A 16,080-nucleotide genomic window follows, 5' to 3' on the forward strand; every position below is an offset into this window, starting at 1 on the left:
ATCTCCCGATCCGTCGGCTTAGGTGGCAGTGAAAGGCGGCTGGGACAAGAGCGCGCGCGCGCGGCTTCTCGCCTCTTGGTCAATGGCGACTGCGCCCGCGACGTCGGCTGGCGCCGCGAGCCCCGGTTCGGCTCCGGCGCAGACCGCCTCGACGAGCGCGGCGATGCCGGGGAAAGCGATGCGCTCCTCGAGAAAGGCCGCGACCGCGACCTCGTTGGCGGCGTTCAGGATGACCGGCATCGCGCCGCCCTCCGCGAGCGCTGCCATGGCGAGGCCGAGCGCCGGAAAACGCACGAGATCCGGCCGCTCGAAGGCCAGCGGCGCCGAAGCCGCCAGATCGAGGAAACGCGCTGCCGGCGCATCCAGCCTGCCGTCGACACCGAGGCAATGGGCAGCGGCGACGCGCATGTCGGGCAAGGCCATGCCGGCGCTTACCGACCCGTCGCGGAAGGTGACGAGGCCGTGGACGAGCTGCTGCGGATGCACGAGCACCTCCAACTGGCCATGATCGAGACCGAACAGGAAGCAGGCCTCGATCAGCTCCAGCCCTTTGTTCATCATGCTGGCGGAATCGATCGAAATCTTGGCGCCCATCGCGTAATTCGGATGGGCCAGCGCCTGCGCCGGGCGCGCCGCCGCGATCTCGGCCGCGCTCCAGGTCCGGAAGGGTCCGCCAGACGCCGTCAGCGTCATACTGCGGATCGACGAGACAGGCTCGGAGCCGAGGACCTGGAACAGTGCATTATGCTCGGAATCGAGCGGCAGGATGCGGGCACCCACGGCCTTAGCGCGCGCCATCACGGCGGCGCCGGCGCAGACGAGGCTCTCCTTGTTGGCGAGCGCGATGGCCCGGCCCGGCGTCAGCGCGGCAAAGGTCGCCTCCAGACCGGCGGCACCGGAGATCGCGCTGACGACGATGTCGCTTTCCATCGCTACCGCATCGAGCACCGCCGCCCGCCCTGCCCCGCAGGTGATGCCGCTGCCGGCCAGGGCCCTGGCCAGAGCCGGCCCCGCGGAGGCGTCGGCGAGGGCGGCAAAGCTCGCCCCCGTCTCGACAGCGACCCGCGCCAGAGCTTCCGCGTCGCGCCCGGCGACCACGGCGCCGATCTTCAGGCGCTCGGGGTTTTCCGCCACGACCTCGCGCGTCGATCGGCCGATGGAGCCGGTAGCCCCCAGAATCGTGACTGTACGAAGCATGCGATGTTTCAGAACTGGAGATGGATCAGGAACAGCGCGATGCCGGCGAAGACGAGCACCGCCCAATAGCCGTCGAGACGATCGAGGAAGCCGCCATGGCCCGGAATGAGGCGGCTGGAATCCTTGGCGCCGAAGCGGCGCTTCAGCGCCGATTCGAAGAGATCACCCATCTGGCTGAACACCGAGGCGGCGAGCGAGCCGAAGATCACCGGCACCGGCCCGACGAGCGCCGCCGCGCCCGGCGTCAGCGCCCAGACGGCATAGCCGCAGAGCGTACCGGCGATCAGACCGCCGATCGCGCCGGACCAGGTCTTGCCGGGGCTGACGCTCGGCATCAGCCTGGGGCCCCCGAAGCGGCGCCCGGTGAAATAGGCTGCGATGTCGGTGAACCAGACCACGCCAAAGCTCCAGATCACGAGCGCGAGCCCGATTTCGGGAAGCGACCGCAAAGCCGGGACGATCAGGGCGAAGGCGAGCGCATAGGCGACGCCGCAAAGCTCCAGCGCGAGCCGGCCCTTGACCAGGGGCGTCAACACGGCGCCGGCCAGCGCTGCGGCCGCTGCGGCGCCCGCGAGCGCCGGCTGGCTGGCCGAAGAGAAGCCGAGCAGGGTTCCAGCGCCGACCACGCCGATCGCGGCGGCAATCGCATGGTCCCGCCGGACCATGGCGAGCCATTCATAGGCGACGAGCCCGGCGACCAGGATCCAGACGATCCGGAACGGCCAGCCGCCCCAGGCCGTGGCCGCCAGGATCGCGGCAGCCAGCACCAGGGCCGAGACGACCCTGAGGCGCAGTTCGCTGGAACCGGCCTTCCTCCCGCCGGGGGGCGCCTCGCTCATGCGGCGCCTGCGGCGCGGTCGGATGGTTCCGAGAGGCCACCGAAGCGCCGCTCGCGCCGGCCATATTCGGCCAGCGCATCCTCGAAGGCCGCGCGGTCGAAATCGGGCCAGAGCACCGGCGTGAAAACGAATTCGGAATAGGCTGCCTGCCAGAGCAGGAAGTTCGAGACACGCGTCTCGCCGGAGGTGCGGATCACCAGCTCGGGATCGGGAATATCGACGGTGTCGAGGCGCGCTGCAAGCACTCCCTCGTCGATTGCCGCCGGGTCGATCCGCCCTGCCGCCGCGTCGGCCGCGAGCTGCCGCGCCGCCCTGACGATCTCATCGCGCGAGCCGTAGTTGAAGGCGACGACCAGCGTCATGTGGGTGTTGTCGCGCGTCACCGCCTCGGCATGCTCGACCAGCCGGCGCAGATCGGGCGCGAGGTCGTCCCGGCCGCCGATGATGCGCACGCGCACGCCGGCTGAATGAAGCTCGCCGAGGTCCTTCTCGACGAAGCGCTTCAGCAGGCCGAGCAGAAACGAGACCTCGGTCGCGGGCCTGCGCCAGTTCTCGGTCGAGAAGCTGTAGAGGGTGAGAATCCGCACACCAAGGTCGCCGGCGTTTCGAACCGCGCAGCGCAGCGCCTCAAGTCCGCGCCGATGGCCTTCCTGGCGCGGCAGGCCACGCATCTGCGCCCAGCGGCCATTGCCGTCCATGATAATGGCGACATGGCCGGGAATAACGGGGCGTCCCGGGCGCTGGCCTGCTGACATTCTCGATATGCCTCGTTCGGCCTCTTGCCGGGAGATTCTTGCCGGGGACCCTGGCGCGGCGTCCGGCGCGGCGCCGGCGACGTCAGACGCTCAGGATTTCCTTTTCCTTCGTCGCCAGCGCCTGGTCGATCTCGGCGATGTACTGGTCGGTGACCTTCTGCACCTGATCGGACTGGCGCGTCACGTCGTCCTTGGTGAAGGCGCCATCCTTCTCGACCTTCTTGATGATGTCGATGGCATCGCGGCGGACATGGCGCACGGCGATCTTCGACTCTTCGGCGTATTTATGCGCGACCTTGACCATCTCCTTGCGGCGCTGCTCGTTCAGCTCCGGAATCCGGATGCGCAGGACCTGCCCTTCCGTCTGCGGATTGAGGCCGAGATCGGATTCCCGGATCGCCTTGTCCACCGCATTGACCATGCTCCGGTCCCAGACCTGGACGCTAAGCAACCGGGCCTCGGGAACACTGACCGTCGCGAGCTGCGAAAGCGGCTGGCGGGCGCCGTAGGCCTCGACCTGGATGGGGTCGAGCATGTTGGCGGAGGCGCGGCCTGAACGCAGGGAGGCCAGGTCGCCCTTGAAGGACTGGACCGCGCCCTGCATGCGGCGCTTCACGTCGGCGAGATCGAACGTCGTCTGGGCCATCGTCATCTAGACCTTGAACTGGAGCACCGCGCGAAAAGCGAAACCCGGCTTTCCGCCCGCTGCGATGCCACATCGGTGTTGTCATGCCGGGAGTAGCTTAATCGGGCGCGACCATGGCGGCGAGGCCGCGCAGGGTCAAGAATTACATGCTGGAACAGCATTTTCAGGCGCCGGGAGCAAGAGAAAAGCAGCCAATGCGGGTATCCCGCACCGGCTGCGGACCACAAGCCGCCGCCGCCGGGCGGCATCCCTTCACGTCACGGGCGTCCCAAGGGTAGTCTCACCCCCTTGGCAAACCTTGGAGGACCGCCGTGCCGCGCCTGCACCGCATCGTCGAGACCGCGCTCTATGTCGACGATCTCGAACGAGCCCGGACCTTCTACGAAGACCAGCTTGGGCTGGAGCCCCTCATCAAGACCGGGACGCTTTTCGCATTCGACGTCGGGGCTGCAAGCGTGCTGCTGCTGTTCCAGCGCGGAGCCTCGCTTGCCACCCAGAACTCCGCCGGCGGCAGCATACCACCGCATGACGGCAGCGGACCGCTGCACATCGCCTTTGCGATCGACGCGGAAGAGTTCGATGCCTGGGAATCCAGGCTCGACCAGTTCGGCATCGCCGTGGAAGGCCGCATGGAATGGCCCCGCGGCGGCAGGAGCCTCTATTTCCGCGATCCGGACGGGCATCTGCTCGAACTGGTCACGCCCGGCGTCTGGCGCAACTATTGAGGAAGGGCCTCAGGGCGTCACATAGGTTGCCCTGCCCTCGCCGCGCAGAACGGCGGCGAGCGCGCCCTGCTCCGCGATCGAGAACACGACGATGGTCAGGCCGGCGTCGCGGGCGAGCGCGAAGGCGGCGGTGTCCATCACCTTGAGGTCGCGCGTGATCGCCTCGGCATGAGTCAGCGTATCGTAGCGAATCGCGTCCGGGTCCTTTTTCGGATCGGCCGAATAGACGCCATCGACCTGCGTCGCCTTCAGCAGATGGCTGCAGCCGAGCTCGGCGGCCCGCAGGGCCGCACCGGTATCGGTAGTGAAATAGGGATTGCCGGTGCCGCCGCCCAGGACGACGACCTTGCCGTTGGTCATGTGGTCGAGGGCGCGCTTGCGAGCATAGCTCTCGCAAAGAGAAGGCATCGGCACGGCCGACATGGCGCGCGCGGGCGCACCCGCGCTCTCGATCGCGTGCTCCAGCGCCAGCGCGTTCATCACCGTCCCGAGCATGCCGATCGAATCGGCGCTGGTGCGGTCGAGCCCCTTGTTCAGGCCCTGGACGCCGCGGAAGAAATTGCCGCCGCCGACCACGATGCCGATTTCGACGCCCTCGCGCGAAGCATTCGCGATGTCGGCTGCGAGCGCGGTCAGCGTCGCGCCGTCGAGGCCGGATCCCGCCTTGCCGGCAAGGGCTTCACCGGAGAGCTTAACGAGAACGCGCTTGGGCCTCATCAGATCGTCTCCGTGTTGCTGTGCATGGTCGCATCATCCTTGGCGGGACAGGCGAAGCCGCATTGGCTTGGATGTCTTCGGGGCGCCTGCGAATCGCAGCCACCCTCCTTCTACAAAAAAGGCCGCGCAGAGCGCGGCCTTTTTCGTCGATGCGTTGAGGTTGGATCAGCCCGTCGTGCCGCCAGCGGCAGCGACCTCGGCCGCGAAGTCCTGCTCTTCCTTCTCGATGCCCTCGCCGAGCGCGAAGCGGGCGAAGCCCGTCAGCGCCACAGGAGCGCCGACCTTGCCCTCGATCTCCTTGAGCACCTGGCCGACCGACTTCGAGCCGTCATGGATGTAGGCCTGCTCAAGCAGGCAGTATTCCTTGGCATAGCTCTTCAGGCCGCTCTCGGTGATCTTCTCGAGCACATGGGCGGGCTTGCCGGCGTTCTTCTCGGCCAGGATCGCCTTCTCGCGAGCCAGGATCTCCGGGTCGATCGAAGCGAGATCGAGCGCGACCGGGTTGGTGGCGGCCACGTGCATGGCGAGCTGACGGCCGAGCGCGGCCAACTCATCCTGCTTGCCGGTCGACTCCAGCGCAACGATCACGCCGATCTTGCCGAGGCCATCGGCGACGGCGCCGTGGACATAGGAGCCGATGAGGCCGGCCGAGACCTTGAGCTGGGCGACGCGGCGCAGCGTCATGTTCTCGCCGATCGTGGCGATGGCATTGGCGACCGCCTCGTCCACCGTGCTGCCGGTCGGATAGGTGGCGGCCTTCAGCGCCTCGACATCGTCGCCCTTCTCGAGCGCGACCTTGGCGATGTTGGAAGCCAGCGCCTGGAAATCGGTGTTGCGGGCAACGAAATCCGTCTCGGAGTTGAGCTCGGCGACCACGCCCGTGGTGCCCGACAGCGCAACGGCGACGAGTCCCTCGGCGGCGACGCGGCCGGCCTTCTTGGCGGCCTTGGCGAGGCCCTTGGTGCGCAGCCAGTCGATCGCGGCCTCGATGTCGCCATCGACGGCCGAAAGCGCGGTCTTGCAGTCCATCATGCCCGCGCCGGTCTTGTCGCGGAGTTCCTTCACCATCGCGGCGGTGATCGCAGCCATCTTTGTCGTCCTTGTCTGTCAGGCGGCGCCGGATGCCGGCTGGCCGCGGGATCAGGCCGGCCGGTCCCCTATGGGGAAACGCCGACGCTCCGTTTCCGGTCGTCGGCGCTGGTCGGCGTCAATCTAGGTCTTGCAGTGCAGCAACCGGAATGCGACGCGCCGATGACGCGCCGCATTCCGCAGCGATGGATCAGGCGTCGGCGAGTTCGCGAGCCTGGGCGACCCAGCCCTCACGGTCGATCTTGCCGCCGAGCTTCAGGTCGTGGTCGAGCTTGGTGACGTCGGCCGGGGTGGCCGCGGCGATCTGCCAGAAGTGGAAGATGCCGCCGTCGTTGAGCTTCTGGACCGCGTCCGGGCCAGCGCCCGAGAGCTTGGTCAGATCGTCCGGCGCGCCGCGCGGCGCGGTCAGCAGCTCGAAGGCCAGGCCGGTATCGGCCGCGGCCGGCTCGGCGAGAGCATCCTCGACGATCACCGGGCTCTCGGCGGCGCCGAGATCGATGCCATGGTCGCCCGAGGCGCGCGAGATGCCGTCGATGGCCGAGCGCGCGACGAGATCGCAATACAGCGCGATGGCGCGGCCGGCGTCGTCATTGGCGGGAACCGGGAAGGTGATGCCATCCGGATCCGAGTTCGAGTCGATGATCGCGGCGACCGGGATGCCGAGGCGCTGGGCCTCCTTGATCGCGAGCGCTTCCTTGTTGGTGTCGATCACGAAGATCATGTCGGGCGTGCCGCCCATGTCCTTGATGCCGCCGAGCGCCTTCTCGAGCTTATCGCGCTCGCGGGCGAGCATCAGGCGCTCCTTCTTGGTCAGGCCGGTGCCGCCGCCGTTCAGCAGCTCGTCGACCTTGCGCAGGCGCTGGATGGAGGCCGAAATGGTCTTCCAGTTGGTCAGCATGCCGCCGAGCCAACGCGAGTTTACGTAATACTGCGCCGAGCGCTTGGCCGCATCGGCAATGGAGTCCTGCGCCTGGCGCTTGGTGCCGACGAAGAGGACGCGGCCGCCGCGGGCGACGGTGTCCGACACCGCCTGCAGGGCGCGCGAGAGCATCGGCACCGACTGCGACAGGTCGAGGATATGGATGTTGTTGCGCGTGCCGAAGATGTAGGGCGACATCTTCGGGTTCCAGCGATGCGACTGGTGGCCGAAATGGGCGCCGGCCTCGAGGAGTTGGCGCATGGAGAAATCTGGCAGAGCCATGGTCTGTATCGTCCTTCCGGTTGAGCCTCTGGGGTGCGAATGAACCGAGCATGGACTGCAAGGTCACCGGAGCGCCTCGGGAATGAGGCGGTGCTCCCCATGTGGGATGGGCTGCGCCTTACAGGTAAAAACTAGGGAACGCAAGTTAGGTTCGGGTAAGTCCGATGTCGTATCCTCGCCACGATTCGCAAGGCGCCGCATGCCATCCGGGCGCCGACGTCTCTCCTTCATGCTCGTCCGCCAAGGGCCGACGAACAGAAACCGGTAATTGAGACAGTCAGCGCGTGATCCTCGACCTGAAAACCATCTTCGTCACCGGAGCAGTGACCTGTCTGGTCATGGCGATGATGCAACTGCTGGCCTTCGCTACCGGGCGCTTCACGCACTGGCCGGTTTGGTGGGGCCTGAGCAGCCTCGCCATCGGCCTCGGCCTGCTCGGCGGCGCCCTGCGCGGCACGATCCCGAACGTGCTCTCGATCGAACTCGCCAACACGCTGCTTGTCGGGGGCAGCATGCTGGCGGTGCTCGGCGTCCGCAGCTTCGCCGGCCGCGAAATGCCCTGGCTGGCCTGCGCGATGGTCCTGGCCGTGACCTGGACCCTGCTTGCCCTCCTGCCCGGTTCGGAGGGCTTTGCGGCCCGCACGGCCGTGATGGCCTTCGTGATGGCCGCCTGCGATCTCGCCGCGATCCGGGAAGCGGCGCGGCTGGCGCAGCGGGAGAATCTCCGCTCCGCCTGGATCCTGGTCGGGCTGTTCGTGCCGACCGCGATGTTCTTCATGCTGCGTGGCGCGCTCGCCGTCAGGGACAGTGTGGGCACGGTCATGTTTCCGCCGGACCCCGGCATTCAGGGCTGGGGTTCCGTGATCGCCATCGCATTTTTCGTCTTGCGCAGCAGCGCCCTGCTGTTGATGCCGGCGGAGAGGAGCAACAACCTGCTCGCAGCGCTGGCCCAGCGAGATCCGCTTACGGGCGCGATGAACCGCAGTGGGCTGGAGCAAGCGGTCGCGCGGATGGCGACGAAGTCCGCCGGGATGTCGGCACGGGTCTCGCTTCTGCTCCTCGACATCGATCACTTCAAGCTGCTCAACGACACGCTGGGCCATGGCGCCGGCGACGAGGTGCTGCGGGTGCTGTCGCGCACCGTCCACAGCCAGATTCGCGCCACCGATATCCTGACCCGGCAAGGTGGAGACGAGTTTGCGGTCGTGCTGCCCGAGATCGGCGCCCGAGAGGCCGTGCGCATCGCCGACCGCATCCGCATCGCTTTCGATGCGGCCATGTCGAACCTGGAAGGTGCCCCTCGACCGCCTACGCTCAGCATCGGAATCGCGGAGGGGGACTTGGCATCGCATCCCTTCGACGAACTGCTCAGCCGGGCCGATGAAGCGCTCTATCGTTCGAAGCGCCTCGGCCGCAACCGGGTTCAAGCTCAGCTTGTACCGGACGATCTAGTGCTTTGATCCTGCGCCATCTTTTTTCAGCAACCGCATGTCGTGCGGGTCGATGCAGCACGCCGGTCAGCGCAACTCGACGCTTACCACGCCGGGCGCGGCCCTGACCGCATTGGCGATCTGCTGGTTGACGGGATATTTGCCCGGCAACTCGATCTCGACCTCCTGGGCGCCATCGTCGAGGATCATCACGAGCGAGACCTTGCCGTCGGCCTTGGCGCCGTCCGTGCGCGGACGGACGCGTTCGGCGATCGAGGCCAGCGCCTTGTCGTCGCGCAGATAGACCAGGAGATCCTGCTTCTGGCGCGAGGCGAGATCGTCCAGCACCTCGACATCCTCGATGCGCGGGCGGACATCCTCGCCGTCGAGCACCGCCGAGAGGCGCAGCACCAGTGCCCTGCCCGGCTCCAGCAGGTCGCGGTAGCGCTGCAGCCCCTCCGAGAACAGCACCGCTTCGAACTGGCCGCTCGGGTCGGACAGGTTGACGATGCCCATCTTGTTGCCCGACTTGGTGCGGCGCTCCGACTTGTCGATGACCGAGACGGCGACCTTGGCGACACCGGTGCCGTTGACCCGTACCGTCTGCGCGAAATCGGCGAAGCGCTGGACGCGCAACCGCTTCAGCACATGCTCGTACTCGTCGAGCGGATGGCCCGACAGGAAGAAGCCAACAGCATCGTGCTCGCGCTTCAGCCGCTCCGCCGGCGCCCAGGGCTCGACCGGCGGGATGCGGAAGGCCTCCTGCACCATGCCGCCGCCGAAGAAGTCGGATTGACCGGCCGCCGCCTCGTCGCGGGTGCGGTTCGAAAGCGCCAGCATGCCGTCGATCGCGGCCATGGCGCGGGCGCGCTCCGGCTCGAGCGTGTCCATCGCGCCGGCCGCGATCAGCGCCTCGACTGTGCGGCGGTTGACCAGCTTGGTATCGATGCGGCGGGCGAAATCGGCGAGGTCGCGGAAGTGGCCGCCAGAGCGGCGGGCTGCGACGATTGCTTCCACCGCAGCCGTGCCGACGCCCTTGATAGCTCCCAGCGCATAATGGATCGCGCCTTCATGGACATCGAACTCGACGCCTGAGCGGTTGATCGCCGGCGGCAGCACCTTGATGCCCAGGCGCTCGGCATCGCGCCGGAATTCCGAGAGCTTGTCGGTATTGCCCATGTCGAGCGTCATCGACGCCGCCAGAAACTCGACCGGAAAGTTCGCCTTGAGATAGGCCGTCTGGAAGGCGACGACAGCGTAGGCTGCAGCGTGGCTCTTGTTGAAGCCGTAATCCGCGAACTTCGCCAGCAGGTCGAAGATCTCGGAAGCCGTCTCCTTCTTGATCTTGTTATCGATCGCGCCCTTCACGAAACGGTCGCGCTGGGCGTCCATCTCCGCCTTGATCTTCTTGCCCATGGCGCGGCGCAGCAGGTCCGCCTCGCCGAGCGAATAGCCAGAGAGCGCCTGCGCCACCTGCATAACCTGCTCCTGGTAGACGATGATGCCATGCGTCTCAGACAGATAGGGCTCCATGCCCGGGTGAAGATAGGTCGGGTCCTCGAGGCCGAGCTTCCGGCGGCAATAGGTGGGAATATTGTCCATCGGGCCCGGGCGGTAGAGCGCCACCAGCGCGATCAGGTCCTCGATCCGGTCGGCCTTCATCTCGACCAGCGCCTTGCGCATGCCCGCACTTTCCACCTGGAATACGCCGACGGTCTCGCCGCGGGCCAGCATGGCGTAGGTTGTCGGGTCGTCGAAGGGCAGTTGGGCGAGGTCGATCTGGATGTCGCGCTGGGCGATCAGCTTCACCGCGGTGGTCAGGGTCGTCAACGTCTTGAGGCCAAGGAAGTCGAACTTCACCAGCCCCGCCTGCTCGACCCATTTCATGTTGAACTGGGTGACGCGCATGCCGGTGCGCGGATCGACCGAGAGCGCGACGAGCTGTTCGAGCGGCCGGTCGCCGATGACGACGCCGGCGGCGTGGGTCGAGGCGTGGCGGTGCAGCCCCTCGAGCTTCTGGCCGATTTCGAGCAGGCGCGCGACGACCGGCTCCTCCTCGGCGGCGGCCTGCAGCTTCGGCTCGCCCTCGATCGCGTCCTTCAGCGAAATCGGCTTGGCTGGATTCTGCGGGACCAGCTTGGTCAGCCGGTCGACCTGGCCGTAAGGCATCTCCAGCACGCGCCCGACATCGCGCAGCACGCCGCGAGCCAGCAGCGTGCCGAAGGTGATGATCTGCGCGACGCGTTCCTCGCCATAATGGCGCTTGACGTAGTCGATCACCTCTTCGCGGCGGTTCTGGCAGAAGTCGATGTCGAAGTCCGGCATCGAGACACGGTCCGGATTGAGGAAGCGCTCGAACAGCAGGCCGAAGCGCAGCGGATCGACGTCCGTGATCGTCAGCGCATAGGCGACGAGCGAGCCCGCGCCGGAGCCGCGGCCCGGACCGACGGGGATGTCATGGTCCTTGGCCCATTTGATGAAGTCCGCGACGATGAGGAAATAGCCAGGAAACTTCATCCTCGTGATGATCGAAAGCTCGAAATCGAGCCGCTTCTCGTACTCCTCGACCTGATAGCCCTCAGCCGGGCCGTGCTTGGCGAGCCGCGCGGTGAGGCCGGCGCGAGCCTGGGCCGCCAACTCGTCCGCCTCGTCCCGGCCTTCCTCGCCGAAGCGCGGCAGGATCGGATTGCGCTTGCCGACGCGCCAATGGCAGCGCATCGCGATCTCGACAGTGGCCGACAGGGCTTCCGGCAGATCCGAGAAGCGCCGCTGCATCTCGCTGCGGCTGGCGAAGTAATGCTCCGGCGTTACGCGCCGGCGCTCGCCATCCGAGACGAGCCGGCCGGAGGCGACAGCGAGCAGCGCGTCATGGGCATCGTAATCGGCCGGCTTGGCGAAGAAGGGCTCGTTGGTGGCGACGATCGGAAGATCGGCTTCATAGGCCAGCCGCAACAGATGCGCCTCGAGCGCCTTGTCGTCATCGCTGCCATAACGCTGGATCTCGACATAGAGCCGGTCGCCGAAAATCCGTGACAACGCTGCGAGCCGGGTCTGCGCCTGGGCGATCTGGCCGTTGCGCAGCGACAGGTCAACCGGGCCACCATGGCCGCCGGTCAGCGCGATTACCCCGTCATGATGCGAGGCGAGACGCTCCAGATTGGAGATGGGCAGGCCAGCGCCGCCGGTGGCGAGCGCCGCCTCCGTGACCAGCTTCATCAGGTTGCCGTAACCGGCTTCGTTCATCGCCAGCAGCACGAGATGCGGCAACACCTGCTGTACCGGCTTGCGACTACCCTCCGCCTCATCCGCGAAATCGACCGAGAGCTGGACGCCCACGATCGGCTGGACGCCGACACCGACGAGCTTCTCGGAGAATTCGAGCGCGCCGAACAGGTTATTCGTGTCGGTCAGCGCCAGAGCCGGCTGCCCGTCCGCCGCCGCCATCTTGGCCAGCGTGCCGACATTCATCGCGCCTTCGAGCAGCGAATAGCTCGAATGGACATGGAGATGGACGAAGCCGACCTCTGAGAGGGTGCGCGTGTCGCCCGTTTCCCGTGCCATCATCTGCCCTGCGCTGCCATGGCGACTCGATAGCCGCCTTCGAGGGTCTTTATGGAGCCGCGCGGGCGCCTTCGTCCACGCTGCGGATTGTCGCCTTTGTGGATGATCAGACGTTCGGTGCCGAGGCCAGCGCGGCCCAGACCCAGACCATGGCGAAGAACAGTCCGAGTGATGCCAGCTCCGCGATCCCGGCTGCCAATCTGCGCATTACGGTCATGGATGACTCCCTCAGTTCCTGATACGTTCAGATTAATTCATGTTTTGTTCTCGTCAATGCCGAAGCGTAAATTGCGCGGAATGCATGGCACACGCAGTTAACGATCTGTGAATCGATTCCTTATCCGGACAGCACACACAGCGGCAAACCCGCACTAAAGCCGGATTCGCAGGCGGTTGCAGTCCCGGCAGCCTGGCGACCGCGGGCCGTTCGACAAGTCTAGAGAGGCACCACCAGCCCGTCGCGGATCGTCACCTGCCGGTCCATGCGGCGCGCGAGATCGAGGTTGTGGGTCGCAATCAGCGCCGCCAGCCCCGATGCCCGCGCCAGCGCGACCAGCGTCGAGAAGACGTGCAGCGAGGTGTGCGGATCGAGGTTGCCGGTCGGCTCGTCGGCCAGCAGCAGCCGCGGCGTGTTGGCGACGGCACGGCCGATCGCGACGCGCTGCTGCTCGCCGCCGGAGAGTTCGCCCGGGAGATGGTCGAGTCGCTCGCCCAGACCAAGAAAGGTCAGGAGTTCGGCGGCGCGCGCCTCCGCCACCGCCTTGTCGAGACCGCGGATGCGCTGCGGCAGGACGACGTTCTCCAGCGCGGTGAATTCAGGCAGCAGATGGTGGAATTGGTAGACGAAGCCGATCTCGGTGCGGCGCAGGCGGGTGCGCCCCTTGTCGTCGAGCTTCGTCGTTGGCAGGCCGCCGACGAAGACCTCGCCGCCATCGGGCTGCTCCAGCAGGCCAGCGACGTGCAACAGGGTCGATTTCCCGGTGCCGCTCGGCGCGACGAGCGCGACGAGCTCGCCCGGCCAGAGCGCGAAATCGGCCCTGCGCAGCACCTCGAGCGGCGCATCGGTCTGAGGGTAAAAGCGCTCGACCTGCGAAAGGAAAAGCGTCGGGGTCTCGCGTTGCGGTTCGGACATGCGCGTCACCCCATCCTGAGCGCCTGGACGGGGTCGAGTCGCGCCGCCTTCCAGGCCGGATAGAGGGTCGCCAGCAGCGACAGGACAAGCGCCATCAGGACGACGCTGGCGACCTCGCGCCAGTCGATGACGGAGGGGATGTCGCTCAGGAAGCGCACTGTCGGATCCCAGAGATTGGCGCCGGTGACCCAGTTCAGCGCCGCCATGATGGCCTTGATGTTCTTGGCGAAGACGACGCCCAGCGCCAGGCCTGCCATCGTGCCGAAGACGCCGATCGCCGCCCCCGTGATCAGGAAGACGCGCAAGACCGTGCCGCGGGTCGCCCCCATGGTGCGCATGATCGCGATGTCCTCGGTCTTGTCCTTCACCAGCATGATCAGGCCGGAGACGATGTTCAGCGCCGCCACCAGCACGATCAGGGTGAGAATGACGAACATCACGTTGCGCTCGACCTCCAGCGCATTGAAGAAGCTGCGGTTGCGCTGGCGCCAGTCGGACAGGACGAGCGGTCTGGGCGCGTCGGCCTCGATCGCGTCGCGCACGGCCTGCGTGCGGTCCGGGTCATCCACGAAGATCTCGATGACGTTCACGTCTCCTTCGCGGTTGAAATAGGCCTGCGCCTCGGTCAGCGGCATGAAGACGAAGGAGGCGTCGAACTCGGTCATGCCGATCTCGAAGATCGCCTGGATCGGGTAGGCCTTGATGCGCGGCGCCGTGCCGAAGGGTGTCGCGGCGCCCCTCGGCGAGATGATGTTGATCGAGTCGCCGACCTGGAGGCCGAGCGAATCCGCCAGTCGTTTGCCGACGGCGACGCCGGCGGCGGTGTCGAAGCCGTCGAGCGTACCGCGCCGGACATTACCGCCGACGGAGGGCATCGCCTTGATGTCGGCCTCGCGGATGCCGCGGATCAGCACGCCGCCATTGCCCGTCTGCGAGGAAGCCAGCGCCTGGCCCTCGACCAGCGGGATGGCGAACTTGATGCCCGGGATACCCTTCAACCTCATCGAAACGACGTCGTAATCGTCCAGCGGACGATCGATCGGCGTCGCGAAGATGTGGCCGTTCACGCCGACGATCTTCTCCAGCAGCTCCTTGCGGAAGCCGTTCATCACCGACATCACGATGATCAGCGTCGCGACGCCGAGCAGGATGCCGAGGAAGGAGAAACCGGCGATGACCGAGACGAAGCCCTCGCGGCGGCGGGTGCGCAGATAGCGCCCGGCCAGCAGCCATTCGAAGCCGGCGAAGGGGCGCGTCCCCGTCGGGGTTTCGCCTTGGGTTTGCGTCCCGGTCGCGGCGCTCACGCTGCCTTGCCCTTGAAGCGGTCGAGTGCGGCCTCGAGCGAGACCAGCTCGCGCTCGCCATCGGCGCGGCGCTTGATCTCGACCTTGCCTTCGGCCAGCCCCTTGGGGCCGACGATGATCTGCCAGGGCACGCCGATCAGGTCGGCGGTGGCGAACTTGCCGCCAGGGCGGGCATCGGTGTCGTCGTAGAGCGCGTCATAGCCCTTCGCCAGCAGCGATTTGTAGAGCTGCTCGCAGGCGCCGTCCGTCGCGGCATCGCCGGTCTTGAGGTTGAGCACGGCAACGTCGAAGGGCGCGATCTCGTCGGGCCAGACGATGCCGGCATCGTCATGCCCGGCCTCGATCAGCGCCGCTACGAGCCGGCTCGGGCCGATGCCATAGGAGCCCATATGGACGGGCTGGTTCTGACCGTCCGGTCCCTGCACGGTGGCACCCATGGGCTCGGAATACTTCGTGCCGAAGTAGAAGATGTGGCCGACCTCGATGCCGCGCGCCGAAAGCTGCTTGTCGGCGGGAATCTCGCCGTAAGCCGCGGCGTCATGCATCTCCTCGGTGGCGGCGTAGAGGCTCGTCCACTTGTCGACGACGTCCTTCAGCCCCTCGACGCTGTCGAAATCGGTATCGACCGCCGGCGTTTCGAAGTCGAGGTAGTCCTTGTGGCAGAAGACCTCGCTCTCGCCTGTCGAGGCGAGGACGATGAATTCATGGCTGAGATCGCCGCCGATCGGGCCGGTGTCGGCGCGCATCGGGATCGCCTTCAGGCCGAGCCGCGCGAAGGTGCGCAGATAGGCCGTGAACATGCGGTTGTAGGCGTGGCGCGCAGCGTCCTTGTCCACGTCGAAGGAATAGGCGTCCTTCATCAGGAACTCGCGGCCGCGCATCACGCCGAAGCGCGGGCGCACCTCGTCCCGGAACTTCCACTGGATGTGGTAGAGGTTCAGCGGCAGGTCCTTGTAGGACTTGACGTAGGACCGGAAGATCTCGGTGACCATCTCCTCATTGGTCGGCCCGTAGAGCATCTCGCGGTCGTGCCGGTCCTTGATGCGCAGCATCTCCTTGCCATAGGCGTCGTAGCGCCCGCTCTCGCGCCAGAGATCGGCCGACTGGATCGTCGGCATCAGGATCTCGACGGCACCCGAGCGGTTCTGCTCCTCGCGCACGACATTGCTGATTTTGTTCAACACGCGCAGGCCGAGCGGCAGCCAGGAATAGATGCCGGCCGATTGCTGGCGGATCATGCCGGCACGCAGCATCAGGCGGTGCGAGACGATCTCGGCTTCCTTGGGCGTGTCGCGCAGGATCGGCAGGAAATAGCGGGAGAGGCGCATCTGACAAACTCGATGGAGGGCGATGCGCAGCGGATGGCGCATCGAGTCACTTCACCCCAGAGACACCATCGCTCTGCACAAAATGCAAACCAAAATCCGCAGGGCGTGATCGAAGCCGGGACAAAGCGCGGGCACGGCGTCGGAGAGTGCCGGGAA

Annotated in this window: 13 protein-coding genes; 2 read left to right on the forward strand and 11 right to left on the reverse strand. The window is 66.7% G+C overall.

The features are described 5' to 3' along the window. Nucleotides 1-18 precede the first annotated feature (18 nt). The 4 genes from dxr to frr all read right to left on the reverse strand — a co-directional run bounded on the left by dxr (nt 19) and on the right by frr (nt 3,437). Nucleotides 19-1,197 carry a 1-deoxy-D-xylulose-5-phosphate reductoisomerase gene (gene dxr, locus ASE63_RS05750; protein ID WP_056797901.1) on the reverse strand — a complete coding sequence of 393 codons (1,179 nt, stop codon included), beginning with the start codon at nt 1,195-1,197 and terminating at the stop codon, nt 19-21. Between the two features lie 8 nt (nt 1,198-1,205). Further along, nucleotides 1,206-2,036 (reverse strand): phosphatidate cytidylyltransferase, encoded by an 831-nt coding sequence (locus ASE63_RS05755; protein WP_056797903.1) that lies wholly within the window; start codon nt 2,034-2,036, stop codon nt 1,206-1,208. Then, entirely contained in the window at nt 2,033-2,791 is a 759-nt protein-coding gene (locus ASE63_RS05760; protein ID WP_056797906.1) for an isoprenyl transferase, read from the reverse strand. The genes ASE63_RS05755 and ASE63_RS05760 overlap by 4 nt, the downstream gene beginning before the upstream one ends. Nucleotides 2,792-2,873: 82 nt before the next feature. Continuing rightward, the gene (gene frr, locus ASE63_RS05765) at nt 2,874-3,437 is read right to left on the reverse strand and encodes a ribosome recycling factor (protein ID WP_056798112.1); all 564 of its coding nucleotides are present in this window, start codon (nt 3,435-3,437) and stop codon (nt 2,874-2,876) included. A 311-nt stretch (nt 3,438-3,748) separates the two neighbouring features. Here frr and ASE63_RS05770 point away from each other — a divergent pair, with 311 nt between their 5' ends. Beyond that, on the forward strand, nt 3,749-4,162 hold the full coding sequence (locus ASE63_RS05770; RefSeq protein WP_056797909.1) for a VOC family protein: 414 nt from the start codon (nt 3,749-3,751) through the stop codon (nt 4,160-4,162). Between the two features lie 9 nt (nt 4,163-4,171). Here ASE63_RS05770 and pyrH read toward each other — a convergent pair whose 3' ends face one another. From pyrH to ASE63_RS05785, 3 genes are all read right to left on the reverse strand, one after another. Continuing rightward, nucleotides 4,172-4,879, reverse strand: coding sequence for a UMP kinase (pyrH, locus tag ASE63_RS05775; protein ID WP_056797913.1), 708 nt, complete (start codon nt 4,877-4,879; stop codon nt 4,172-4,174). A 165-nt stretch (nt 4,880-5,044) separates the two neighbouring features. Beyond that, a complete protein-coding gene (gene tsf / locus ASE63_RS05780; protein WP_056797916.1) occupies nt 5,045-5,968 on the reverse strand; it encodes a translation elongation factor Ts in 924 nt (307 codons plus the stop codon). 190 nt (nt 5,969-6,158) lie between these two features. Next, nucleotides 6,159-7,169 (reverse strand): 30S ribosomal protein S2, encoded by a 1,011-nt coding sequence (locus ASE63_RS05785; RefSeq protein ID WP_056797919.1) that lies wholly within the window; start codon nt 7,167-7,169, stop codon nt 6,159-6,161. A gap of 284 nt (nt 7,170-7,453) precedes the next feature. Between ASE63_RS05785 and ASE63_RS05790 the strand changes: the two genes are divergently transcribed. Next, the gene (locus ASE63_RS05790; RefSeq protein WP_056797924.1) at nt 7,454-8,629 is read left to right on the forward strand and encodes a GGDEF domain-containing protein; all 1,176 of its coding nucleotides are present in this window, start codon (nt 7,454-7,456) and stop codon (nt 8,627-8,629) included. A 57-nt stretch (nt 8,630-8,686) separates the two neighbouring features. Here ASE63_RS05790 and dnaE read toward each other — a convergent pair whose 3' ends face one another. The 4 genes from dnaE to proS form a co-directional block, all read right to left on the reverse strand. Further along, entirely contained in the window at nt 8,687-12,160 is a 3,474-nt protein-coding gene (dnaE, locus tag ASE63_RS05795) for a DNA polymerase III subunit alpha (protein ID WP_056798115.1), read from the reverse strand. 436 nt (nt 12,161-12,596) lie between these two features. Beyond that, entirely contained in the window at nt 12,597-13,292 is a 696-nt protein-coding gene (locus ASE63_RS05800) for an ABC transporter ATP-binding protein (protein WP_056797926.1), read from the reverse strand. Between the two features lie 5 nt (nt 13,293-13,297). Next, nucleotides 13,298-14,596, reverse strand: coding sequence for a lipoprotein-releasing ABC transporter permease subunit (locus ASE63_RS05805; RefSeq protein WP_056797930.1), 1,299 nt, complete (start codon nt 14,594-14,596; stop codon nt 13,298-13,300). Beyond that, the gene (gene proS, locus ASE63_RS05810; protein WP_056797933.1) at nt 14,593-15,924 is read right to left on the reverse strand and encodes a proline--tRNA ligase; all 1,332 of its coding nucleotides are present in this window, start codon (nt 15,922-15,924) and stop codon (nt 14,593-14,595) included. The genes ASE63_RS05805 and proS overlap by 4 nt, the downstream gene beginning before the upstream one ends. Nucleotides 15,925-16,080: the final 156 nt, after the last annotated feature.

The organism is Allobosea sp. Root381 (assembly GCF_001429395.1).
Classification (GTDB): Bacteria; Pseudomonadota; Alphaproteobacteria; order Rhizobiales; family Beijerinckiaceae; genus Allobosea.

Excerpts from the sequence above, each read along its gene's own strand:
- tsf (WP_056797916.1), bottom strand. The coding sequence starts at position 5,968 with ATGGCTGCGATCACCGCCGCGATGGTGAAGGAACTCCGCGACAAGACC.
- dxr (WP_056797901.1), bottom strand. The coding sequence starts at position 1,197 with ATGCTTCGTACAGTCACGATTCTGGGGGCTACCGGCTCCATCGGCCGA.
- ASE63_RS05800 (WP_056797926.1), bottom strand. The coding sequence starts at position 13,292 with ATGTCCGAACCGCAACGCGAGACCCCGACGCTTTTCCTTTCGCAGGTC.
- frr (WP_056798112.1), bottom strand. The coding sequence starts at position 3,437 with ATGGCCCAGACGACGTTCGATCTCGCCGACGTGAAGCGCCGCATGCAG.
- pyrH (WP_056797913.1), bottom strand. The coding sequence starts at position 4,879 with ATGAGGCCCAAGCGCGTTCTCGTTAAGCTCTCCGGTGAAGCCCTTGCC.
- ASE63_RS05755 (WP_056797903.1), bottom strand. The coding sequence starts at position 2,036 with ATGAGCGAGGCGCCCCCCGGCGGGAGGAAGGCCGGTTCCAGCGAACTG.
- ASE63_RS05785 (WP_056797919.1), bottom strand. The coding sequence starts at position 7,169 with ATGGCTCTGCCAGATTTCTCCATGCGCCAACTCCTCGAGGCCGGCGCC.
- proS (WP_056797933.1), bottom strand. The coding sequence starts at position 15,924 with ATGCGCCTCTCCCGCTATTTCCTGCCGATCCTGCGCGACACGCCCAAG.
- ASE63_RS05760 (WP_056797906.1), bottom strand. The coding sequence starts at position 2,791 with ATGTCAGCAGGCCAGCGCCCGGGACGCCCCGTTATTCCCGGCCATGTC.
- dnaE (WP_056798115.1), bottom strand. The coding sequence starts at position 12,160 with ATGGCACGGGAAACGGGCGACACGCGCACCCTCTCAGAGGTCGGCTTC.